Genomic DNA, 24,120 nt, shown 5'->3' with positions numbered 1-24,120 from the left:
AACGGGGTGGTGGTGATGAATTTTGGAGACGTTAAACAAGCGGGTTGATTATCTCGAAGAAGACATCAGAGAGATTAACAACAAGCTGAAAGACCAGGAGACCAAGCTGAATGCAAAAATAGATAATAACCACAATGAAATTAAGATGTTGATTAAGGAGACAGAATTGAACAACAAAGAAAAGACAGGAAAACTGTTTGATGGTCTGGAGAAATTGACGGATGCACAGCATAAGCAGACGATTGCCACGAACAACCTCGTGCATGAAACACGGGAGAATAAAAACTCCATTGATGAATTTAAGGACTCTGAAAAGTGGAAGAACCGGACGATTGCCGGGGGCGTGGTCTCCATCATTCTGATGATTGTCGGTACATTCTGGGGGATGTTCTTTCCATTCTAAAAGCATTTAGCAGAAGGAGGTGGTTAGTATGTACGCAGCGGCTTGCTTTCTGTGCTGTCTATTCTTCAGGCAGTGTAACAGATAACCAGGAGGGCACTTTGCCCTCTTTGATCGGAGTGACAGAATGAGTGAAGACATAAAAGAAATGCTGTTCAATGTTGGATTGATCATTGTCATTACAACAATAATGCATGTGTTTATATTTTAATTTAAAGAGGTGAAATAAATGGAAACAATCATCGTATTCGCAGGTGTCATTTCAGTCTTGACAGTGGCACTTGTACAATTGATTAAAAAGACAACGACTGTACCCGAAAAGCTTATGCCGCTGGTATCCTTGTTCATCGGTCTACTGGTCGGTGCAATTGCTCTAGTAGTACCGGAGATAACAGCAGACTTGTCGGTGGGTGGTCATTTACTGGCAGGAGGCATATCAGGACTTTCAGCATCAGGTATTTATGATATAGCGACAAAAACGAATAGAGGATTTAAAGATACAGAGAAGTAACTGTTCGGTAATTCCGAATGGTTTCTTTTTTATTATGAGAAAGAGGTGACAAAGTGAGCTTCTTATCAAAGATTAAGCCACATGCCATAGCCGCATACAGTAAATCCGGCGTACTGCCATCCGTCCTAGCGGCTCAAGCCATACTTGAAACGGGGTGGGGCAAATCGGAACTAGCGGTAAAGGCCAATAACTTATTCGGGATCAAAGGTTCGTACAACGGTCAATCCTATACTGTGAGAACGCCTGAACAAGATAAGAATGGGAACCAATTCTTCATTGATGCAGCATTCAGGAAGTATCCATCTTTCACTGAATCATTCAGAGATCGTGCAGGCTTCTTCACGTCCACACCGTGGCGCACTAAAGTATACGCCGGTGTGACGGCAGCAAAGGATTATAAATCTCAAGTAAAAGCATTGGATGAATCTCCTTATGCAACCGATAAACAATACGGTGAAAAGTTACTCGATATCATCGAAGAAAATCAATTATACGAATGGGATAAAGAAATTAATAAAGGAAGTGTAAATGTGGGAAAAGTAATCGCACTGGACATTGGACATGGTAAGAACACATTTCCACCAGGTAAAGGTGTGTATAAAAACGGCAAGGGATATGCGGAATTTAGCTTCAACAACAAACTAGCGAAACGTGTAAAAGCATTATTGGAACACAACGGTTTTGATGTCATCATGGCACAACCGTTTGACAGTAATGATGTTGGATTGATCCAGCGTACAAATTACTACGACAGTAAGCGTCCTGACTTAGGTATTTCTCTACATGCGAATGCCGGAGCGGCGAAAGCTGGCGGGCGTTGTGCTTTTTACTGGTACACAAGCAAGCAAGGAAAACAGTTTGCGTCAAATATCATCAACAACATGATAGACATGGGCTATGGCATTCACGGCAACGGTCTGCATGCTTCAAAGTACAACTCATGGACTAACCTCCACATGATAAGAGAATCAACCACATTCCCGATGGTACTGGTCGAACATGGATTCATGACGAACGCTTTGGACTTCCCTTTAATATTCGGTAAGTATCAGGACGAGTACATCGAAGATATGGCAGAGTGCGACGTTAAAGCGGTATGTCAGTATTTCGGTGTAGCATTCAAGAATACGAAATCTGCACCAAGTGCGCCACCTAAACCATCATCAAACAAACCATCTGTCAGCGGTTCGACGTATACGGCTAAAAAAGGTGATACGCTATGGGCGATTTCGCAAGCTGCTGATGTGTCCGTACCTGACTTGAAGTCTTGGAACAATTTGAAATCGAATACTATTAGTATTGGACAGAAACTTAGGGTTAAAAAGCCTGCAGATAAAACAAAAAAAGACGCTCCATCCACAGATACTTCAGAACTCGACTGGAACTACAATGAAGAAGTTGGCTCACAATGGGCTGAATATGAGGGTGTGTGGGTAAATGGTAACGAGCCTATCAAGAAGCGTAAGGGGAGCCCATTGTTGAGCGCTCCTTCCACCGGATGGATGAAGCCCGGTCAGAGACTTGATTATCGTGAGATTGCACGTTCTGACGATCACATCTGGTTGCTCGATAAGTATTCTCCGCAATGGACTCCGGTTAAGCGTTGGAATCCTGTTACAGGAGAAGTCGGGGATGATTGGGGCGATTGGAAGTAACCCAAGCCACTAACGCGCACCACATGTACTACTTCGCAGCCTGTCCGGCTTTACACACCGGGCGGGTATACATAAAAAACACTGGTATTATTTTCATTAATTATATATAATCATTTTAGGTTGTCGAGACTCAACCTGTCTTATATGTACACCTGGCCGGACATCCACCGGTTGGGTGTTTTTTGTGGTATAATAGAAACACTATATTGTGCTAGTCACGCAGCCTGGAAAACTGCTGACAAAGAAGCCGCCTAACCTTAATTGGTCGGGCGGCATTTTTTATTTCCTATAATAGTTATCTACGAAGTCCAGTACATAACTGCGCTTTTGTTCTTCATCAATCTTTCCATCTCTATGCGCTGCTTCCACTTCTTTAATCAATTCAATCAGATCCTGCTCCGGCGTTTCGTTCTTTGGCTTCTTCCGTGCATGTTTAACGCCCTGGTAGCCCGCGTAGATAAGAGGAGACCAGACGGCGCCTGTGGTGTGCATGCCAACCTTCGTTATTTTCTTGCCGGTGGATTGCATGCTCTTTCCTATTGAGTCTGCTGCGTTTCCTGCTTTCGTCCAGTTACTATTTTCAACAGTAGCATGATAGGCCTTTTTATCTATCTCAGGATCATCATACTTAATTCTAAATTCATTTAACTCTGTTTCAATTTTATTATTCTTCTCAGTTAATTTACGTTTTTGTCTTTTAGAAATAAGCCAATCTGATTTCGATAATAAGTCATTATTATTTTGAATGTCGACGTGTAGACTGTGCATTCTCTTTCTATCTTTTTTATCTAATTCCAATATTAACTCCTCCTAAATAATTGTTAAGTCCATTCTATCTTATTGTGCCACTCTTGTGCCATTTTACTTGATAGGTTACACGACATAACGGCAAATACTTAATAATGAAACCCTATTAAATCAACGTTTCAAACACTTACGGTAAGTTACGGTAGCTATCCTCAATCCCTCACTGTCCGTTATTAACCCCCCCTCCAAACGTTGATTTGGAGGGGGGGTTGTGTCTTCCTCGTGTCTTTTTAATGCAACGCTTTCGTTAATGCGGTTGTTATTGTGTAACTTGGATGAAATCAAATCTAACTATGTAAACCATCAGGCTTATGCGTGATGGTTTTTACTTGGACATTTTTAAGGAGATATGTCAAGGAATAATAGTTTCAATTTAATAACTCTATTATTTTGTGTTATTTCATTTTGTACTAATTTTCACTTTCTCTATTTAAGTATTGATATGAGTGCTTTTTTTATTGTTTTTAGGACTAGGTTATAACATCAGGTTTAAAACTTTATCTTATAAGAACTCCTGAATTATGAAATGAAACCGTTTACAAATTTAGTGTTAGGTGATACATTTTAAATGATGGGGGTGAAAAAAGGGGAAGAATATGAAAGTGTTCAAATGGAATAAATAATGTCGGGAGCTTGAAAAATGCAGATTATTTCATACAATGATTTAAAAAATATCGTTAACACTGGAGACGTTATTTCCATCGCAGCTTTATCAGTTGGAAACTTGCCAGTAGAAATACTAAAACATTTAGTTGAAGAATATGATGAAACCAGAGTACCCGATAATATTACGTTTATCATTGCGAATGATATAAGTGATTACACAGATGGCTATGATCTTGATTCTTTCGTTAAGCGGGGAATGGTTAAACGTCTGATAACAAGTCTTCTTACAGCTTCACCAGTCACTATTAATGCGATTAAAAATAATGAAATTGAAGCTTATTTTTACCCGCAAGGTGTTATTGCCACGCAATACAGAAACCACTCTGATTCTTCTCCGGGAGTGATTACAAAAATTGGTTTAAATACTAATGTAGACCCGAGAAGTTCGGGTGGCAAGGTTAATGATATTACAGACGAGGACTTGGTTTCTTTATTAGAAATTAAAGGAAAAGAATATTTGCATTATGACTTTCCTGGCGTTGATGTGGCTCTCTTAAGAGGGACATATGCTGACGAAAAAGGAAATATTTTTATGACTCACGAAGCTCATTTGGGAGAAGGATACAATGCAGCAGCAGCGACCCGCAACAATGGTGGAAAGGTAGTTGTTCAAGTCAAAGAGATAGTTCAGAGTGGAAATTTTCGTTCCACAGATGTATTTATTCCCGGTGAACTTGTGGATTATGTTGTTGTAAATAAAAATCCGGAATATCATAAGCAGGTGATGCAAACTTACTATGACCCTGCCCTGTCAGGCGACTATAGGGTGAATGATATACAAGCGCAATTTATTGAACTCAGTTCCCGCAAAATTATCTTAAGACGGTCTGCACAGTTTTTAAATGAAGGGAATGTAGTAAGTATTGGTTTTGGTATAAATAATGAGCTGTCAAACTTATTAATAGAAGAACAGGTGGAAGACCTGGTGCAGCTTAATATTGATACTGGTGTATTCGGGGGAGTCATCGGCAGCAAAAATAACTTCGGCATGAACTATAATCTGGATGCAAGAATGCGTCATGATATGACATGGGATTTTATATACAATGGCGGACTGGATATAGCGTATCTCAGTTTTGCAGAAATCGATCGGTTTGGAAATGTGAATGTTTCTAGCTTCGGTAATAAAATGAGTGGAAGCGGTGGGTTCATAGACATCAGTCAGACAGTAAAAACTATTATTTTTTCAGGAACTTTGGTCGTGGGAAGCGAAACTATCTGTGAGAATAATCAGCTGATTATTGAACGTGAGGGGGAGTCACATAAATTTGTAGAAAATGTTCAAAATGTGGATTTCAATGCCGCTTACTCTAGAGAGTTGAACCAGCAGGTTTTTTATGTGACTGAAAGGGCTGTTTTTGAGCTGGTTGATGAAGGTTTGAAATTAATTGAAATTGCACCAGGATTGGATTTACAAAAGGAAATTCTGGAAAAAATGGATTTTGTTCCACTTATTTCTGATGAACTTAAAATAATGGATGAGGACATCTACCAAAACAATTGGGGGAAATTGAAGCAATCGATTAAAAATTGAAGCATATTAACAAAGGGGAAGATAAATATGAATTATGATTGGATTAAAACAAGATCAAATTATGACGAAGTGAAAGCGGCAGTTATTGACCCTGGAAAAGGGACGGAATGGTCGTATCAGGATTTAAACATCCGTGCTGAGAATTTAGCGAATTATTTGCAGGATCAGGGAATAAAACGTGGGGATGTCGTTGGTATATTTGCACCAAACGATGTGGCAATATTAGATATGTTATTCGCTTCTTTTAAAATGGGAGCTGTTTTCCTGCCTATAAATTGGCGGCTGAAGCCTATGGAGATTGAAAGTGTTATTTCTGATTCTGGTGCCAAGTTGATTTTTTATGCCTCAAATCATCTGGAATCCCTGAAAGGGATTCCAGAACAGCTGATCCATATGGATATTGATTCACCGGAATATGATGAAATTGTTAATCCTGAACACCATCGGCCATTTAAAAGTGTTGATGTAGAAAGCGATGACCTTGCATCCTTAATATATACGAGCGGAACGACAGGCTTACCAAAAGGGGTTATGTTCACTTACGATTCGTTTGTCAGTAATGTGATTAATACAGCATTAACTTATAAAATAAATTCCAGTTATTCAACGATTATATCGACTCCAATGTTTCACGTACTAGGATTTAATGATTTAGCTCTGCCTTTAATAATGGCAGGCGGAACATTGATTCTGCATCGCTATTTCGACGGTGGGGAATTAAATGAGCTCATGGCAAAGTACCAGCCGAATTATTTAATCCTGATACCAACTATGTATTATGGCATGTTAGTAGCTGATAATTTTGATATTAAGAATTTCAAAAATATTGAATTTTTAATACAAGGAGGTTCTGTGCCCCTCCCGGCTGTACAGAAAAAATTCGAAAGTATGGGTTACACATTAATCAATGGATATGGTTTAACCGAAGCACCGCTTGCCATGGTTAATACACCACATAATGCAATCAAAAAACCAATGAGTATTGGCAAACCTGTTATGTATGTGGATATGCGTATTGTGGATGAAGATCATAACGACGTTGAAACTGGTGAAATAGGGGAACTGGCTGTAAAAGGCAAAAACGTTACACCAGGTTATTGGAATAAACCGGAAGAAACAGAAAAATCATTTGCAGACGGTTATTTTCTCACTGGTGATCTAGCCCGAAAAGATGAAGAGGGGGATGTATTCATCATCAATCGGAAGAAGGAACTCATTATTACAGGTGGTGAAAATGTCCTCCCGTCCGAAGTGGAAGCTGTATTATCAGAACACCCGCTTGTCCGGCAAACTGTAGTAGTGGGGTATAAGAGTCTTAAATTTGGAGAATCCGTTTCTGCTGTAGTAGTTTTGCAAGAAGATGATTCGGAGTTCGACTCTAAATTGGACGAATATGTGAGGGAGCGTCTGGCAGGATACAAAATACCGAAAATGTATTTGAAACTCGATGAGATTCCATTAAACTCAACTGCAAAACCTGACAGAATGGCATTGCAAAAAATGATGAACCAAAAAGCACAGGCAGAAAAGCAGGAAGATGAATTAGCTTAAACAAGTTATATTTTGTAAGCGTTATCATAAAGAGATGGAGGACATAATATGTCAACAAAACAAGAATTGCTAAAGGAATTATATCCGGAAGACTTATTAAGTATTTCTAAAGAATTAACAGAAGGAGAAGTTCAATTTCTAAAACAACTCAATGATATGTTAGAAGAAAAGTACCGTGATTCAATCAATGAACACTGGATCAATGCAACGGTGCCTGAAGACTTTTTCAACGATATGGGGAAATTGAATTACTTTAATAATCCATTGCTTTTTGAAGGTAGAGAAGGCGCGAGAACAACAAGTCAAATGTTTCAGTTCTTTCTGTCATATACAATTGCAAGATTTGATGTATCACTGGTAACCGTGCTTGGGGTACATCACGGGCTCGGACACAATGCATTTCTGTTTGGCGGCAGTAAAGAACAGGTGGCATACTATGTACCAAAGTTACAGTCCCATGAACTGAGAACTTGTTTTGCTCTAACCGAACCTGAACATGGATCGGATGTAGCTGGTGGTTTAGAAACTACGGCTAAGCGCGAGGGAGATAAATGGATTATAAACGGAGCGAAAAAATGGATTGGCGGCGCCAATCTTTCAGATGTCATTCCAGTTTTTGCCGTAGATGTGGATACAGGTAAACCTAAAGGTTTTATAATTAAACCTGAACAAGACGGTGTGGATATAGATATCATCGAAAATAAAATCGCTTTAAGAATCATTCCGAATGCCAATATTCACTTAAACAATGTTGTCGTAAAAGAAGAAGACAGATTACAAAACATTAATACTTTTAAAGATATTGCGAAAGTGTTGTATTCAACACGTGCGGGTGTGGCCTATATGGCAACAGGAGCATTGGCCGGAGCCTTGAGGGCTACACTGGATTATGTGACAAAACGTAAACAGTTTGGCAAAGAAATCAGTAAATATCAATTAATACAGGAAAAACTGGCAATGATGCAGGGGAACTTATCTCATGCGATGGCTTTATCTGCGCAATTGGCCCGGATGCAGGAGAATGGGGAATATGATGAAGTGGCCACTTCAACTGCAAAAATGATGAACGCCTTAAGATTAAGGGATTCTGTTGCAATGGGACGGGGGATTACAGGAGGCAATGGCATTCTTGCCGAATATGATATTGCGCGATTTTTCTCTGATGCAGAAGCGGTTTACACATATGAGGGAACTCACGAAATTAATGCACTGGTTATTGGAAGAGCATTAACGGGTGACTCTGCTTTTATTTAATCAGCGTGAGTGGTAAATGAATTTCAGATACAAAAAATATGGAGGTTATTTCATGATGATAAGAAAAGCAACCGTTTTAGGTGCAGGACTGATGGGCAGTCAAATTGCTGCACTGCTTGTAAACGCAGGTTTAAAAGTAAAGTTGTTGGACATGAGGATTGATGAAAATAATCCAAACAAAATTTCAAAAAAATCGTATGATATGATAACTGATTCGAAAAAACCGCAATTATTTAATTTAGACTTTGCCTCTAATTTGACTTATGGCAATTTTGAAGAGGATCTATCCGAGCGGAATGATTCGGATATCTTTATCGAAGCTGTAAAAGAAGAATTGGATATAAAGCATGAAATTTGGGACCAGGTGAGAAGTGTTGCCAAAGATGATGCCTTATTTGCAACAAATACTTCAGGTATTCCAATCAAGGCCATATCCAAAGTATTTAATGATAAGGAGCAGGAAAGATTTTTCGGTATGCACTTCTTCAACCCACCTCGTATCATGAAGCTTGTAGAAGTGATCCCTGGTCCTGGAACAAATTCGAAAGTAATAGATAAAGCACAGGCGTTTGCTGAAGATGTGCTGGGAAAAGGTGTAGTCATAGCAAATGATGTGCCTGCATTTGTTGCTAACCGTGTAGGAACACAGACAATGAATGACGTTATGTATCGTGCAGAAGAAAAAGGCTTCTCGATTGCAGAAGTCGATGCATTGACGGGGCGGAGTATCGGGCGTCCAAGTCTTGGTACGTATGGTCTGGTGGATCTGGTAGGGCTTGATATTGCGGTAACAGTGATTAAAGGTCTGCAGCAAATTCCGGAAGAAAAAGAGTTTTTCCATAATACAAGAATTGCAGAAAAACTGATGGAAAATGGTGCATTGGGCAGAAAAACCAAGCAGGGATTTTATAAAAAAGAAAAGAAATCACTTCTCGTTTTTGATCCTGAAAGCAATGAATATGTACAACCGGAAAAACCGGAATTTGAGTTGCTGGGCAGTTTCAGTAAAGACTTAAAAGAGAATATGAATGCAATCTATAACGCGGAAGATGAAGCGGGAAGATTCTTATGGGAAACCCTTAGAAACAATTTCTACTATTGTGCTTTGAATGTACCAAAAGCGGCAACAGATTTTAAAGATATAGACCGTGCAGTGGTATGGGGGTTCAACTGGAAAAAAGGGCCATTCCAACTTTGGGATCTGATGGGTTTCGAGCGCGTTAAAGAACGCATGCAAAAGGAAATGGGAGAATTACCAGAATGGATAGAAGAGCGCAATACGCCTTTTTATTCCGAAGGTGAGTCGATTGAGCGTGTGACACCAGTATCAGAGTTTATAGAGAGTGAAATATGGAATAGGGAAGACTCCAAACTTGCTGTTGCAAATAGAGACCAACTGATATTGAAATTACAAAGTATGAATAATATTATTACAGACGGCTTTGCTGATGACTTAATTGAATCAATCGATCTTTTGGAAAATGAGGATTACTCAAGCATGGTGATATATGCAGATGGAAATAACTTTAGTGTCGGTGCCAACTTATATCTGATGAAAAAAGCACATGAAGAAAACATAGTGGAAGAGACCGTGGGCCCGGCGATTGAAAAACTGCACGAGAGTTTCAACCGCTTAAAATATGCACTCAAACCAGTTGTTACTGCAGTTCAGGGGAAATCTCTGGGCGGTGGTTGTGAATTGATTCTTCATTCACCTTTTGTAGTAGCTGCAAGTGAAACATATATGGGACTCGTGGAAGCGGGAGTTGGACTGCTGCCAAGCGGTGGGGGGCTTGCCGAAATGGCAGACCGGATACTTGGGGCCTCCCACAAGCACAATGATAAACAGGAATCGATGACTAAAGTACTGACTACTGTAGGTTTTGCAAAAGTATCAACGAACGCTTATGAAGCGCTGCGGTATGGTTATTTGAGAGATACTGACACAATTATATTGAATACAGAGAAAAGAGTGGAAGTTGCATTAAATAGAGCACGGTTTGAATCGGAAACCAATTACGTTCCAAAACCGGAATTAAAATATTTTGCTTTAGGCAGAGACTATAAAGCGCTCGCTCAAGGACAATTAGATGCTCAACGCGTTGGAAACTTTATAAGTGATCATGATTATAAAATCACTTTGAGTGTTGCAGATGTTTTATCCGGAGGAGATCTGCCGCGTAACACGTATATTAATCAAAGGTACCTTCAAAAACTTGAAAAGCAAAAATTCTTAATGCTGTTACAAGACGAAAAAACTTACAATCGAATTACTCATATGCTGGATACAGGCAAGCCTTTGCGAAATTAAAAATCGTGGAAACAGAGAAAGGATGAAAGTTAATGCAAGATGCATATATAGTAGCTTATGGACGTTCTGCAGCTGGCAGAGGGAAATTAAACGGTGCAATGGCCCACGAAAGACCGGACGAGGTGGCAGCACAAGTATTAAAAGGCGTGCTTGGTAGAGTGGATGGTCAATTCAATCCCGATATGGTACAGGATGTTATCGTCGGGAATTCCTTTCCTGAGGGCTTGCAGGGTCAAAATATTGCACGTTCGATTGCGTTGCTTGCCGGGATGTCCAACAAAGTTCCTGGTCAGACTGTGAACCGTTACTGTTCTTCAGGACTTCAAACAATCGCGATCGCAGCTAACCAGATCAAGTCTGACCAGGCTGATATTCTAGTGGCCGGGGGAGTTGAATTGATGAGTGCTGTCCCAATGGGAGGTAATGAGCCGACCAACAATCCATTGCTTCAGGATGAGGATACTGGAGTGTCCTATCCAATGGGTCTGACTGCCGAGATGGTAGCTGAAGAATATAAAGTATCACGGGAAGATCAGGATGCTTATTCTGTTCAGAGTCACCAACGTGCTAAAAGTGCCCAGGAATCAGGGAGATTTGATGATGAAATCATTCCAATTGATGTAAATGAAGTCTCATATGATAATAACGGTCCCGTAGTGACAAAAGACGTATTTGAAACTGACGAACTTGTGCGTCCGGATACAAGCATGGAAACTTTAGCGAAGTTACCTACTGTATTCAAAGCAGATGGGACAGTAACAGCCGGTTCATCCGCTCCTCTAACAGACGGTTCAGGTTTTGTAGTTGTGATGTCCGGAGACAAGGTTAAAGAATTGGGCGTTACACCTGTTGCACGGTTTGTCGGTTTCAAGGCAGTCGGCGTGGATCCTAAAGTCATGGGAATCGGGCCGGCTTATGCCATTCCGGAAGTACTAAAATTATCCGGTCTAACTGTTGATGATATGGATCTGATTGAACTGAATGAAGCATTTGCATCACAAACTGTCGCCTCAATCAGACAGGCAGGATTAGATATTAATAAAACGAATGTTAATGGAGGAGCGATTTCTCTAGGTCATCCTCTTGGAGCATCAGGTGCAATGCTGACAGCCAGACTGCTTGCTGAAATGAAAAAAAGACCAGATTCCAAGTATGGCATGGTAACCATGTGCATCGGAGTAGGTATGGGCGCGGCAGGCATATTTGAATATGTTAGATAGTTAAACATCATGTTAGTATATCATTATGATTGTGTATTTCATGAATGTATACAATATAAGAGACACTGGTACATTAAAAATTAATGAAGAAATTATTTGCACCAGGTTAGTCAAACCTGGTGTTTTTTAGATTCATAAAAAAGGAAAATGATATATTTAAAAAATCGTCATTAGAATGTGTGTAATATTTAAATGGATTAGTTTCCTCAACACATTAACTTGAACATTATTTTAAGTTTATTATTTCATTCATTTACCCATATCTATAATTCCATAATTCACCTGGCTTGTTTTTCTTTTGATACGTTCGAACCCCAGCGTTTCAAACCTTTGACTTTTCCAATGGTCTTTTAATACTATGCGTTGTTTTGCGACTCTTTTTGCTTCTTCCACTGTTTTAGAACTTAGGTCATACTTAAAAGTCTGCTCATTGATTTTTCTGATGGCGCTGGAAGATTCAATCGTTTCCCTGAACATGGGGTCGAAGTATACGATGTCGAAACTGTTGTCGGGGAGGGACTTGAGGTAAGCGGTATGATTCACATGAATGGTTTTGATCCGCCTCATTGCTTCTTGGATTTCTATAGTATTACTATGGTAGATTTTTAATCCTTCGGTTACCATCATATGGAGCAGCGGATTGGCTTCGAGTGCAGTGACCGTATTTTTATTATTCGTGATCATACTCGCAATGATGCTGTCTGATGCAAGCCCCATAGTACAGTCCAATACACTCATATTTTCTTTTATTCCGGCTGCTTCTATGAAAGTATCCTTTTCTCCCTTGAGCAACCGTTTTGCCCTGATCATCGAAAGGCTAGGGTGGAAGTATATCGGTTCTTTTGTTGAAAAGGGGATGATCGTTAATCTTTCTTTTCCTACTATGGCGATATCGGTCTGATGTATGTTGAATAAAGTGTCGGTGCTCTGTTTGTTTCGTTCTATGTAGGGATAGTCGTATTTGTCCGCCAGAGTAAGGGCCTGCTGTACTGATTTTTGGTTTGACCTGCCACCTGTAGTGATTATCATATTTTACCTGCCTATTTAAAATACCTCCTGTTTTAAAGCAGGAGGTATGATTGGAATGTCATTCTTCTGATGAACCTTCTAATTCAATAGTGTGGTCGAGTGGTTCTGAACTTTCTTCTGCCATAGGGTTTTCACGGCTCTGCAGAACTGTTTCAAGTTCGGGATCCAATGGGCCGTAGGCTACGACTGCTGTTGCAGATTCCCCCGGATCTATCATTTCAGTGGCTGCAGTGGCTTCTTCGCTTTTCTCGTAGTCTTCAGGAAGATCCATCGTAAGGTTATCGAGCGGCACTTCTGAATCACCGTCCATCTGTCTGACAGCGAGATCAAGTCCGAAGGCTTCCTGTGGAGCTGTGGCAACATCTGAGTTGTTTGTGAACTCAAATTCAATTACGACGACTTCTGTCGGTCCTGTTTCTTCGCCCTCTGAAGTTTCTTCTTCGTTTTCACCTTCCGGCGGTTCGATTGAATACTGGCTGAAATCTAATACATTATACTCACCGTATTGCCCGGAGTAGGAGACATCTGTGCTTTCATCATTTCCGGAATCTTCTGAAGTTTCTTCACCTGAGTTTTCTTCTGTCCCATCTTCTTCAGAAGAATCTGCGCCTCCGCATGCGGCCAGCAGCAGTACTGTGGACAACCCGCCCGCAAGCAGATATTTCTTCAAACTCATAATATTTTACCCCCTAAAATATAGATACAGTATAAGTATAATACAATTATTTCAATAATCAATATTATTTCGGTATTTGAAATAGTTAATATTCTATTTTTTTTATCAAATGAGGTATAATAAAAGTAAATTAAATTACAAATATGGAGAATGCCTATGTTTTCTTATCATGAAATCAATCTGCACCTGGATGAGATCGCCCTCCCTAAGCCGCTGTCTGAAATAACTGGGAAACTGGATGATTTTAAAGGTTATGAACTGAATTTTCTAATTAAAGCTGAAAAATATCTGTTTGATCATCTGGAGTATGAGAGCTATAAATCGAAAGTGATTCATTGCATCGGTACATGCAGATTTAATTTGACGCAAGTTGGTCTGTATCTTCTGATGGAGGATGAAATTATTTTTGTGCATACTTCAGCACTTAAGCTGGACGAGGATAATCAGCAGTGGTCTTTGAATGTCTATCCCTTTAAAGAAATTGTTTCATTCGAATTTAATGACGGCTGCTATTCATCTGATGATTACAATTCGGGTGTTTTATTCATCAGGCTGAAGAATAAAACAGGCACAGTCCGAAGTAAGACGATCCGTAATATCAATCCGAATCATTTTGGTTGTATGCGTGATTTTCATGAAAAAATGCAGGAGAACAGGTATATATAAATGCAAAAAGGCTGAGAAAAATTTTCCCAGCCTTTTTAATCATATTCCTGTTATTCCGTTAATCACTAAACCGATTGTGAGCAGCAGTCCGAAGATCGTATTCAATTTTCCCATGGAAGCCATCGCCGGAATGAGTTCGTCTGGCGTTTTTCCTTTCCACATCAGCCGCACTGTTTTTATAAACAGAGGAATTGAAAGGAGTGTGAGAAGTAAAAAGACTGAGCCGAATGGTTTAAATATGGCAATCCAGAAAATAAAGATGTAGCAGAACGCCAGCAGTGCTGCAGTAGTCATGACTGCGAACGGTTTGCCGACAAGGATGACGAATGTTTTCCTGCCGCTTTCTTTATCTTTTTTACGATCCCTGATGTTGTTGGCCATATTTAGCAGACCAATCGTAATTGCCACCGGTATTGAAATCAGCAGCGGGAAATAGTGCAGAGTGCCTGTATGGATGAAAAACGTGATCATGATGATGACGGTTCCCATGAAGAAACCAGCGAATATTTCACCGAACGGTGTCCATGATATCGGAAATGGTCCTCCTGTATAGAGATATCCGACTGCCATTGAGACGGCACCGATGACCAGTACCCAGAGTGATGTATTAAAAGCGATGTAAATGCCGATAAGACCGGCAGCGATATAAAACAAGACGGCTATCGTCAAAACAGAGCGGGGTGACATGCCGTTCCGTACAATTGCCCCTGCGATCCCCACTGATTCTTCACTGTCCAGCCCTCTTTTAAAATCGAAATACTCATTAAACATGTTTGTGGCCGACTGGATAAGCAGTGTTGCAATCATCATTGCGATGAACATGTCCCATCTTATCGGCGCAAAAAGCAGTACGCTTGCAGTACCGACTAAAACAGGTACGAACCCTGCCGTCAGTGTGTGGGGGCGGGTGAGACTGAGATATTTTTTGATACCGGTATGTGTTTCTGTCCCTTGCATGACCATCTTCCTTTATGATTAAATATGATAACAATTTTAACACATTTAATTATATACGATACACACCAATATGAATAAATGATAAAATAAAGGTAACTATGCTGAAAGAAGTGTGTATCAATGAACTTGGAAGCGTATCAAACTATTCTGGATGATATAAGTTTGAATTCGGATAAAACTTATCTTACTCTGCAATTGCCTATTTTTGATATGGAAATTGACGAGAAGAAACTTTTTTCCCATTTCGAATCTGAACTGGGAAACAGGTATTGGTTCCGTTCGAAAGATGAAACTTATAATATTGTTGGAATTGGTTACCTGGAATCAATCAGAAGAGATAAATATTCTGCATCATCTTTATCGCGTGAAAAAGATGAATTATACGATAAAATTCAAAAGGTCAAACTGGAAGAAGGGATCCTTTCCCGCCTGAGCCTTTTCGGAGGCACGCGTTTTGACAGCAAGGATACCACCGATGAATGGAATGATTTTGCCATGGTGGAATTCCATTTGCCGAAATGGCAGTTTGATTTAAAAAACCGTGTGCTTTTTTATACTGTAAGTATTTCAGAAGTGAATTTGCAGACTGTACTTGCTTATATTGTCGAAGAACTTAAGACAATTGAAAATACGGAAGTACTTATCGACGGCAAACCTGTAATCAATATGGAAAAGGATCTATTTCCAAATGAATGGAAGGCGCTTGTCGACCAGGCAGTGGATGTTCTGGACGAAACGGATTTCAGGAAAGTGGTGCTGGCGAGACAGAGGCTGATTACTTTCAAGTCTCCGGCCGACCCGCTTTTTTTGCTGGAAAGATTGGATAATGAAAAAGGCACATACACGATTTACTATGAAAAGAACAAGTCGACATTCATTTCCAAGTCCCCTGAGAAACTATTTGATGTCAAAGAGGATAAATTGCGGACAAATGCGATTGCCGGTTCAGCAGAACGAACGCATGATGAAGGACAGGATGAACATCAAAAATCATTTCTCCTGAATGATGAGAAAAACCGTTATGAACATGAACTCGTTCGTGAATCCATTGTCAGTGATCTTGAGCCATACAGTGACTGGGTGGAATACGATCCGAAACCGGGAATCCTTGAGAATAAATATATCTACCATCTGCATACTGCGATCAAAGCGACACTGAATAATGGCACAGGAGTGTTTGAACTGCTCGATGCGATTCATCCGACACCGGCCGTCGGCGGGTTGCCGAAGAAAAAAGCCAGGGAGTATATCATGAATGAAGAATACGGTACACGTGGATTGTATGCAGCACCTGTCGGAATCATTCATGAAGACAATGAATGTGAATTCGTCGTATCAATCAGATCGATGCTTGTGCGGGCTAATAGCGCGACACTATTCGCAGGGTGCGGCATCGTCAAAGGTTCTTCGAGTGAAAAGGAATTCAAAGAGACACAGGTTAAATTCACGCCGATGTTGAATGTACTGGAGGCAAATAGCGAATGAATCATCAGGAGTTATTGACAAGGCAGGTTTTCACACTCGTAGACGTTTTATGGTCGTACGGTATGGAGGAAGTCGTCATCAGTCCGGGATCACGTTCTACACCTATAGCGATTGCAGCTGAACTGCATCCCAATATTAAGACGCATGTGCATCCTGATGAGAGGAGTGCGGCATTCTTTGCTCTGGGGCTTTCAAAGGCGGAGCGCTCACCTGTCGGCATCATCTGCACTTCCGGAACTGCCGCGGCGAACTATACTCCGGCTATCGCTGAGGCGGATCTGAGCCATATTCCTTTGATTGCGCTGACAGCAGACAGACCGCATGAATTAAGGGATACAGGAGCACCACAGTCCATATCACAGAATAATATGTACAGGAACTATGTAAAATTCTTTACAGAACTTCCGCTTGCGGATATGCATGAATCTGCAGTGGAACTCATAGAGGCAAAAATTCTTCAGTGTTCCGTTTTCTTTACAGGAATAAATACCGGTCCTGTCCATATCAACGTTCCTGTGCGTGAGCCTTTAATGCCGGACGTGACAAAACTTGAATTATTCAACCGCCCGAAAAAACGGATGCCAGTTTACAAAATGGTGGATGGTGCCATTGACGTGTTCCACGGTACAGGGCTTTTATTCATCGGTGAAACCCAAGCGGATATTTCAGGCATTGCCAGGATGATCGAAAGAGACAATCTCACTATCGTCGTTGATCCGAGACAGCATTTGCGCAAAACTTTGAAAAATGCAGTCACACATCATGATCTGATATTTAATGCACTCAGCGAAGAGCAGTTCGGATTTGTAGAAGAGAATGTTGATTTCATACTTAGAATCGGAGAGCCGCTGACTTCAAAAGCGGCCAATAAATTCCTTGCGGCAACACATATCCCCCAGTATGTGATCAGCGAACTGCAGAATGTTAAAACTTATCCTGTAGCACCAGAAGCATCCTATATCGGAGAGATAAAAGATACATTGGAACATGTGGAATTTTCATCCGGGACGGCAGCATTTAAAAATTGGCTGACGGATATCGATGCTTCCATCAGTAGGCATATTGATGATAATATCAATGGCTTTACAGATGAAGGCCGTTTTACGTATGACATCATTCGAAATACTGAAGGAACTACAACTTTCTTCCTCTCAAGCAGCATGCCGATTCGCGATGTAGAGCGGTATGACACATTGAATATACATTCCATATTTGCGAACCGCGGTGCAAACGGAATCGACGGTGTCGTTTCAACAGCGCTTGGCACAGCCGTCAAAAGACCGGTGACCCTGATCATCGGTGATGTTGCACTGTATCATGACATGAATGGGCTTCTGATGGCAAAACTCGAAAATATAGATATCAATATCATCGTATTCAACAACAATGGCGGCGGGATTTTCAGCTTCCTGCCGCAGTATGCGGAAAAAGACCATTTTGAACGGTTGTTCGGGACACCGCTTGATCTTGATTTCAAGCATACGGCTGCATTGTATGATTTTAATCATTCCGCAGTTACTGATGTAAATGAACTCGATGTCCAGCTTTTGAACAGGTCGGGCAGAAACATGATAGAGATCAAAACTGACAGAGATAAAAATCTGCAGGAGCATCAGAAGCTTAAAAATGAAATAGGGGAAATGGTGAGAGCCATTGGAATTTAATTATAATTTCGACAATACGGGCAACGACGAAACAGTATTGCTGCTGCATGGCTTTTTATCAGACATGACGAGCATGGAAGTCGTTGCGCGTCATCTGAGGGGACATTTCAATATTTTAAGTGTGGACCTGCCCGGTTTTGGAAAGACACCGGGCCGGGGTGAATACACCATGGAGGATATTTCCCGCAGTCTTGCGGGTCTTGTAGAGTCTCTGCGTCTCAAGCCGGTTCACGTTATCGGCTACTCTATGGGGGGCAGGGTCGCCGTTTCATTTCTGGTGAATCATCCGGATATGGTACAATCGGCAGTGCTTGAAAGTACTTCACCCGGTATCAGTGACCCGGCAGAAAGGCGAAAAAGATTTCAGCTGGATTGTGAGCGGGCGGAGCGAATGTCATCCGACTACGTTTCATTCATCAATGAATGGGAGCAGATGGGGCTGTTCAGCACACAAAATTCCATGGATAAGAAACTTCAGGAGAGCCAGAGGAAAAACAGGCTGGCCCAAAATCCTGAAGGGGCTGCGAACAGTCTGGTCAGATACGGCAGCGGCATTCAAAAATCGTATTGGGAAAGCCTTTCATCGATCGTCACCCCCGTGCTTCTTATTGCGGGTGAAAAAGATGGGAAGTTCGTATCGATTAATCGGGAAATGGAAAAGCTGCTGCAAAATACCCAATTCGAAATCGTTCCGGAGACAGGACATAACATTCATATGGAAGCAGCGGATAAGTTTGGTATAATAATATTAGAGTTTTTAATAGGAGGCTGAACAATGGCTAGAGAATGGCAGACATTAAAAGAGTATAAAGAGATCAAGTATGAATTTTATAACGGTATTGCGAAGGTGACGATCAACCGTCCTGAAGTACGCAATGCTTTTACACCACTTACAGTGACTGAGATGATTGATGCATTTACAAGAGCCCGAGACGATCAGAATGTAGCAGTGATTGTGCTTGCAGGTGAGGGCGATATGGCATTTTGCTCAGGCGGAGACCAATCAGTCCGTGGACATGGCGGCTATGTGGGCGAAGATAACGTTCCACGTCTGAACGTATTGGATCTTCAGCGTCTGATCCGTGTCATTCCGAAACCGGTGGTTGCAATGGTTTCAGGATATGCGATTGGCGGTGGTCATGTACTGCACGTTGTATGCGATTTGACAATCGCCGCAGACAATGCACGTTTCGGTCAGACCGGTCCGAAAGTAGGCTCATTTGATGCCGGTTATGGCGCAGGTTACCTTGCTAGAATCATCGGACATAAGAAAGCACGTGAAATCTGGTATCTTTGCAGACAGTATGATGCTCAGGAAGCACTGGATATGGGACTTGTAAACACTGTTGTTCCTCTGGATGAGCTGGAAGATGAAACAGTGCAGTGGTGTGAAGAGATGATGGCGCATTCTCCGACAGCACTGCGTCTTCTGAAAGCGGGTATGAATGCAGATACAGATGGCCTTGCAGGATTACAGCAGATGGCTGGAGATGCAACACTGCTTTACTACACAACTGATGAAGCAAAAGAGGGAAGAGAAGCGTTCAAAGAAAAAAGGAAACCGGATTTCGGTCAATTCCCAAGATTCCCATAAGTTTTATCCCGCCCATCTGATGATGGGCTTTTTTAATGAGGTGTATCAAATGGATTATAATTGGTTAGAGCTGCAGGCAGGAGAGCGGCCGGATAAGCCGGCAGTTATATTTAACGGGGAAACAGTTACTTTTGCACAATTGTACAGGAAAGCGGAGGTTACATCAGAAAAATTGAATGGACTGAACAGGAAGCGTATCGGCTTTTTCATTGATAATACCCTTCAGTCGGTCATTTTGATTCATGCGGCCATAATTTCCGATATCGAAATCGTGATGATCAACCGCAGGTTGACAGCCGTTGAAATTGACAGGCAGTTACAGGATGTCGATGTGGATACTATAGTAACGACAGCGTCATTTTCCATGGAAGATTACACTGTGGTCCATTATGATGAATTATCTACCCTGGACAGCACTGGCAATTTAATTGGAATCAAATCCGGGGATGATACACTGTCGATCATGTTCACATCAGGTACAACCGGACGTGCCAAGGCAGTAAAACAGAGCTATGACAATCATTATGAATCTGCACTAGGCTGTGAAAGCCGTTTTAATTACGTTACGGACAGTGTATGGATGAACGTCAATCCAATTTATCATATCTCCGGTTTTTCAATTTTAATGCGTTCTGTCATCCGTGGATGCACAATGGTGCTGGTTGAAAAATTTGAGCCCCTGGAGGTCTGGCATGCACTTGAGGCACATAATGTAACACATGTCAGCATGGTGCCTGTCATGCTTGAAAGAATGATGAAACATGAGGGCGTGCACGAACTGCAGGGTATTCTGCTGGGCGGTGCCGGAGTGACAATGGATATTCTGAATCGTGCGCTGGAAAAAGGGCTGCCTGTCTACAATTCTTTTGGCATGACAGAAACATGTTCGCAGATTGTATCCATTGCGCCGGGGGATCCGAAAATTTTAAAAGGAACAGTTGGTCGTCCATTGGATAATATTTCCATCAGGATCGATGAAGAAAATGACGGTGAACTTCTTGTAAAAGGACCTGCCGTAACAAAGGGATATTTGAATGCAGAGCTGCAGCTGGACGACGGATATTTCCGCACCGGTGATATGGGGTATACTGATGAGGAAGGATACCTATATATACTGGACAGAAGAAATGATCTCATCATAAGCGGCGGGGAAAACATTTATCCCAAAGAGATTGAGGATGCTGCAGTAAGCCATGAGTCAGTCAAAAACGCGGTAGTCATCAAAAAGAAGAATCAGAAGTGGGGCGAGGTGCCTGTGCTTCTTATTGAAATAGAGGATAGTTTCTATCTTGACGAAGATGCAATCATGGCAACGCTTGAGAAGCGGCTGGCAAGATATAAGCTGCCGAAGGAGATCCATGTAACCGAAGAAGTGGTCATGACTTCCACAGGCAAGGTTTCCCGTGCGAAAAATCAGGAAATCTTTGATATGAAAAAAAGCAGTAGTCCATGACCTACTGCTTTTTATCTACATAATTTTTAGGGTTCAACGGAACAGGATCATATCCTCCCGGATGGAACGGATGACATTTCAGTATCCTTTTGATTGTCAGATAGGCACCTTTGAATGCACCATGCTCCTGGATTGCTTCTATGCCGTAATTCGAACAGGTCGGATTGAAACGGCAGCTCGGAGGAAACATGGGTGAGATGAATTTCTGATAGAACCGGAATAGAGATAGGAGTATAGCACGCATAGTAATCACCAGACATTCTTTTTAATATCTTAATGATAAAGGGTGGATGTCATTAAGGCAAATATTGGAGTTGAGACAATGCTTGAATTCAAAGATTTTGAAGGCAGAAAGGTTACATTGGAATTCAAAGAGAATAAATCAGCAAAACATGTGCTCGCAATATGTAAGTTTGATGACAAGTATTTGATGACAAATCATAAAATACGCGGAATTGAATTTCCGGGCGGTAAAGTCGAACCTGATGAAACATTGGAAGAGGCATTACACAGAGAAGTGTTCGAAGAGACGGGAGCAAGTATCGAATCGCTGGAATATGTCGGTTTTTACACTGTCCACGATGAACGTCCTTTCAGCAAGGCGGTTTATTATGCCGATATTAAAGACATATTTTTCAAATGTGATTATCTGGAAACATCCGGACCGGTGCTGTACCGGACCATTGAGGAAGTGCCCGGTGAAGAAAGCAGTATTTTGCTTGAAGATGAATGTATCAGATATTTATACGTCAGGAGTCTGGATGACTCATTCTTTTCAAAAAAATAATGCAGCCACCTGAACGGCGCTGCATTATTTGAAGGTTACTCGATTTATAGCGAGAAGCCGCCATCCTTGGCGATTTTCTCAGAACTTTCACCGAACTTCTTAAAGTTTTCAATGAATGATTCCTTCAGACTTTGTGCTTTTTCGTCATAGGCATCAGTGGATTCCCATGTGTTCCGTGGGTCCAGTATTTCACTTGGCACCCCTGGTACGGAAACCGGTATGCTTAAACCGAAAGTTGAATCTTCTTCAAACGGATTAAGTGCCAATTCACCGCTGATTGCACGTCTGACCATTGAGCGTGTATGAGTAAGGTCCATACGTTTTCCAACGCCGTATTCGCCGCCGGACCAGCCCGTGTTTACGAGATATACATTCACTTCATGCTCATCAATGAGGTCACCGAGCATATTTGCGTATGTTGTTGCATGAAGCGGCAGGAAGGGTGATCCAAAGCAGGTAGAAAATACCGGCTGAGGAGAAGTGATGCCTCTTTCTGTTCCTGCAAGCTTTGATGTGAAACCACTAAGGAAATGGTACATCGCCTGAGATTTAGTCAATTTTGAAATTGGAGGCAATACTCCAAAAGCATCTGCTGTCAGGAAGATGATCGTATTCGGATGTCCTGCAATTGAAGGAATGCGTGCATTATCTATATGATCGAGCGGGTATGCAGCACGGGTGTTTTCAGTCAGTTCCCCGTCATCATAATCAGGCTTGCCTGTTTCATCAAGCACAACATTTTCAAGAACAGATCCAAAACGAATTGCATGGAAGATCTCAGGTTCTTTTTCAGCTGAAAGATTAATCGTTTTTGCGTAGCATCCGCCCTCGATATTGAATACTCCATCTTCATTCCAGCCATGTTCATCATCACCGATCAATTCTCTTTGCGGATCAGCAGACAATGTAGTCTTCCCTGTACCCGAAAGACCGAAGAATAGGGAGACATCCTTATTTTCGCCGACATTCGCTGAGCAATGCATACTCATGACACCTTTTTCCGGCAGTAGGTAATTCATGATGGAGAAAATGGATTTCTTCATTTCGCCGGCATATTCGGTACCGCCGATCAGAATAATCCCTTTTTCAAAGGAAACGATGATGAACGCTTCCGATTTTGTACCGTCGACATCAGGATCTGCTTTGAAGGTAGGGGCGGAAACAATAGTGAATTGTGGGTCGATATCCAATGCTTCCTCTTTGGATTCGGGACGGATGAACATTGTACGGGCAAACATGTTATGCCAGCTGTACTCGTTGACCACCCTCAAGTTCAGCCTTGTGTTTTCATCGGCACCGGCATAGCCGTTGAATATAAACACCTCGTCCTTTTTATCAAGGTGCGTGACCACTTTTTCGTACAGATTATCAAAGATTTCCTGTGAGATCGGCTGATTGACTTCTCCCCAGTCAATTTTATCTCTGGAGACTTCATCTTCAACTATAAAACGGTCTTTAGGACTTCTGCCGGTGTATTTACCCGTCTCAGCTCTGAGAGCTCCGGTTTCTGTCAGTTTCCCTTCACCTCTTCTGAGGGAACTTTCTACAAGTTGCGCAGCAGAAAGCTGAACCTGTGCCGTTTCTTTTGAAATAAGGTTTTGAATTAATGCAGAATGATTTACCATATGTATGCCTCCATTTTTGCAGTTTATGATGTGTATGACCCTTTCACGAAATAGTATAACACATTATAAAATGATGTGACATATTAAATCAAATAATATTACCTTGAATTACCTCTGATCATCTAGTATATTAAAGATTAAGTTATCTCTTATCAAGAGCCGGTGGAGGGAACATACCCTATGAAACCCAGCAACCTCTTTTCTAAAAAGAAAGGTGCTAAAGGATGCAGAAGTTATTCTGATCGATAAGGGGAAGAGCGAAGCCTTTTCCTGTC

Annotated in this window: 21 protein-coding genes and 1 riboswitch; of the genes, 15 read left to right on the top strand and 6 right to left on the bottom strand. The window is 41.4% G+C overall.

All coding sequences use genetic code 11. The annotated features are described in order from the left end of the window. Positions 1–22 precede the first annotated feature (22 nt). The 3 genes from BM271_RS13200 (at position 23) to BM271_RS13190 (ending at position 2,566) form a co-directional block, all read left to right on the top strand. A complete protein-coding gene (locus tag BM271_RS13200; RefSeq protein ID WP_046790534.1) occupies positions 23–403 on the top strand; it encodes a hypothetical protein in 381 nt (126 codons plus the stop codon). Positions 404–629: 226 nt separating this feature from the next. Next, complete coding sequence (locus tag BM271_RS13195; protein ID WP_046790533.1) at positions 630–911, top strand: holin; 282 nt, start codon at positions 630–632, stop codon at positions 909–911. Between the two features lie 53 nt (positions 912–964). Then, positions 965–2,566, top strand: a complete 1,602-nt coding sequence (locus BM271_RS13190; RefSeq protein WP_052749873.1) for a glucosaminidase domain-containing protein — start codon at positions 965–967, stop codon at positions 2,564–2,566. Positions 2,567–2,845: 279 nt separating this feature from the next. On the opposite strand, the gene BM271_RS13185 is transcribed toward BM271_RS13190, so the two are convergent. Then, complete coding sequence (locus BM271_RS13185; protein ID WP_052749872.1) at positions 2,846–3,364, bottom strand: hypothetical protein; 519 nt, start codon at positions 3,362–3,364, stop codon at positions 2,846–2,848. 649 nt (positions 3,365–4,013) lie between these two features. Between BM271_RS13185 and fadX the strand changes: the two genes are divergently transcribed. The 5 genes from fadX to BM271_RS13160 are packed head-to-tail and all read left to right on the top strand — an operon-like array spanning position 4,014 to position 11,909. After that, positions 4,014–5,573: a fatty acid degradation protein FadX gene (fadX, locus tag BM271_RS13180; protein ID WP_046790532.1), complete on the top strand. Its 1,560-nt coding sequence runs from the start codon at positions 4,014–4,016 to the stop codon at positions 5,571–5,573. Between the two features lie 27 nt (positions 5,574–5,600). Next, positions 5,601–7,124 (top strand): long-chain-fatty-acid--CoA ligase FadD, encoded by a 1,524-nt coding sequence (gene fadD / locus BM271_RS13175; protein ID WP_046790531.1) that lies wholly within the window; start codon positions 5,601–5,603, stop codon positions 7,122–7,124. Positions 7,125–7,172: 48 nt separating this feature from the next. Further along, positions 7,173–8,378, top strand: a complete 1,206-nt coding sequence (fadE, locus tag BM271_RS13170; RefSeq protein WP_046790530.1) for an acyl-CoA dehydrogenase FadE — start codon at positions 7,173–7,175, stop codon at positions 8,376–8,378. A 52-nt stretch (positions 8,379–8,430) separates the two neighbouring features. Beyond that, positions 8,431–10,689 (top strand): 3-hydroxyacyl-CoA dehydrogenase/crotonase FadB, encoded by a 2,259-nt coding sequence (gene fadB / locus BM271_RS13165; RefSeq protein WP_046790529.1) that lies wholly within the window; start codon positions 8,431–8,433, stop codon positions 10,687–10,689. Between the two features lie 32 nt (positions 10,690–10,721). Then, positions 10,722–11,909, top strand: a complete 1,188-nt coding sequence (locus BM271_RS13160) for a thiolase family protein (RefSeq protein WP_046790528.1) — start codon at positions 10,722–10,724, stop codon at positions 11,907–11,909. Positions 11,910–12,158: 249 nt separating this feature from the next. Here BM271_RS13160 and BM271_RS13155 read toward each other — a convergent pair whose 3' ends face one another. Both BM271_RS13155 and BM271_RS13150 read right to left on the bottom strand, forming a co-directional pair. After that, entirely contained in the window at positions 12,159–12,938 is a 780-nt protein-coding gene (locus BM271_RS13155; RefSeq protein ID WP_046790527.1) for a class I SAM-dependent methyltransferase, read from the bottom strand. A 58-nt stretch (positions 12,939–12,996) separates the two neighbouring features. After that, a complete protein-coding gene (locus BM271_RS13150; RefSeq protein WP_046790526.1) occupies positions 12,997–13,614 on the bottom strand; it encodes a hypothetical protein in 618 nt (205 codons plus the stop codon). A gap of 156 nt (positions 13,615–13,770) precedes the next feature. On the opposite strand from BM271_RS13150, the gene BM271_RS13145 reads away from it, so the two are divergent. Further along, positions 13,771–14,280: a hypothetical protein gene (locus BM271_RS13145; protein ID WP_046790525.1), complete on the top strand. Its 510-nt coding sequence runs from the start codon at positions 13,771–13,773 to the stop codon at positions 14,278–14,280. A gap of 39 nt (positions 14,281–14,319) precedes the next feature. Here the strand turns inward: BM271_RS13145 and BM271_RS13140 are convergent, their stop codons facing one another. Then, positions 14,320–15,237 carry a 1,4-dihydroxy-2-naphthoate polyprenyltransferase gene (locus tag BM271_RS13140; RefSeq protein WP_046790524.1) on the bottom strand — a complete coding sequence of 306 codons (918 nt, stop codon included), beginning with the start codon at positions 15,235–15,237 and terminating at the stop codon, positions 14,320–14,322. Positions 15,238–15,357: 120 nt separating this feature from the next. Between BM271_RS13140 and BM271_RS13135 the strand changes: the two genes are divergently transcribed. Genes BM271_RS13135 through menE form a run of 5 tightly spaced genes read left to right on the top strand, consistent with a single transcriptional unit; the run spans position 15,358 to position 21,433 of the window. Beyond that, entirely contained in the window at positions 15,358–16,722 is a 1,365-nt protein-coding gene (locus BM271_RS13135; RefSeq protein WP_046790523.1) for an isochorismate synthase, read from the top strand. Continuing rightward, positions 16,719–18,386, top strand: coding sequence for a 2-succinyl-5-enolpyruvyl-6-hydroxy-3-cyclohexene-1-carboxylic-acid synthase (gene menD, locus BM271_RS13130; protein WP_046790522.1), 1,668 nt, complete (start codon positions 16,719–16,721; stop codon positions 18,384–18,386). The genes BM271_RS13135 and menD overlap by 4 nt, the downstream gene beginning before the upstream one ends. Further along, positions 18,376–19,158 carry a 2-succinyl-6-hydroxy-2,4-cyclohexadiene-1-carboxylate synthase gene (gene menH, locus BM271_RS14215; protein WP_046790521.1) on the top strand — a complete coding sequence of 261 codons (783 nt, stop codon included), beginning with the start codon at positions 18,376–18,378 and terminating at the stop codon, positions 19,156–19,158. The genes menD and menH overlap by 11 nt, the downstream gene beginning before the upstream one ends. A gap of 3 nt (positions 19,159–19,161) precedes the next feature. Then, a complete protein-coding gene (gene menB, locus BM271_RS14210; RefSeq protein ID WP_046790520.1) occupies positions 19,162–19,980 on the top strand; it encodes a 1,4-dihydroxy-2-naphthoyl-CoA synthase in 819 nt (272 codons plus the stop codon). 49 nt (positions 19,981–20,029) lie between these two features. Continuing rightward, positions 20,030–21,433: an o-succinylbenzoate--CoA ligase gene (menE, locus tag BM271_RS13120; RefSeq protein WP_046790519.1), complete on the top strand. Its 1,404-nt coding sequence runs from the start codon at positions 20,030–20,032 to the stop codon at positions 21,431–21,433. Position 21,434: 1 nt separating this feature from the next. Here menE and yidD read toward each other — a convergent pair whose 3' ends face one another. Continuing rightward, on the bottom strand, positions 21,435–21,677 hold the full coding sequence (gene yidD / locus BM271_RS13115; RefSeq protein WP_046790518.1) for a membrane protein insertion efficiency factor YidD: 243 nt from the start codon (positions 21,675–21,677) through the stop codon (positions 21,435–21,437). 78 nt (positions 21,678–21,755) lie between these two features. Between yidD and BM271_RS13110 the strand changes: the two genes are divergently transcribed. Further along, a complete protein-coding gene (locus BM271_RS13110) occupies positions 21,756–22,220 on the top strand; it encodes an NUDIX domain-containing protein (protein ID WP_046790517.1) in 465 nt (154 codons plus the stop codon). 44 nt (positions 22,221–22,264) lie between these two features. Here the strand turns inward: BM271_RS13110 and pckA are convergent, their stop codons facing one another. Next, positions 22,265–23,845 (bottom strand): phosphoenolpyruvate carboxykinase (ATP), encoded by a 1,581-nt coding sequence (gene pckA / locus BM271_RS13105; protein ID WP_046790516.1) that lies wholly within the window; start codon positions 23,843–23,845, stop codon positions 22,265–22,267. A 146-nt stretch (positions 23,846–23,991) separates the two neighbouring features. After that, positions 23,992–24,097: riboswitch (SAM riboswitch) on the top strand. Positions 24,098–24,120 lie beyond the last annotated feature (23 nt).

The organism is Salinicoccus halodurans (assembly GCF_900114445.1).
GTDB lineage: Bacteria > Bacillota > Bacilli > Staphylococcales > Salinicoccaceae > Salinicoccus > Salinicoccus halodurans.
Note: the sequence above shows the minus strand (reverse complement) of the source record. Positions and strands in the feature narration are given on the sequence as shown.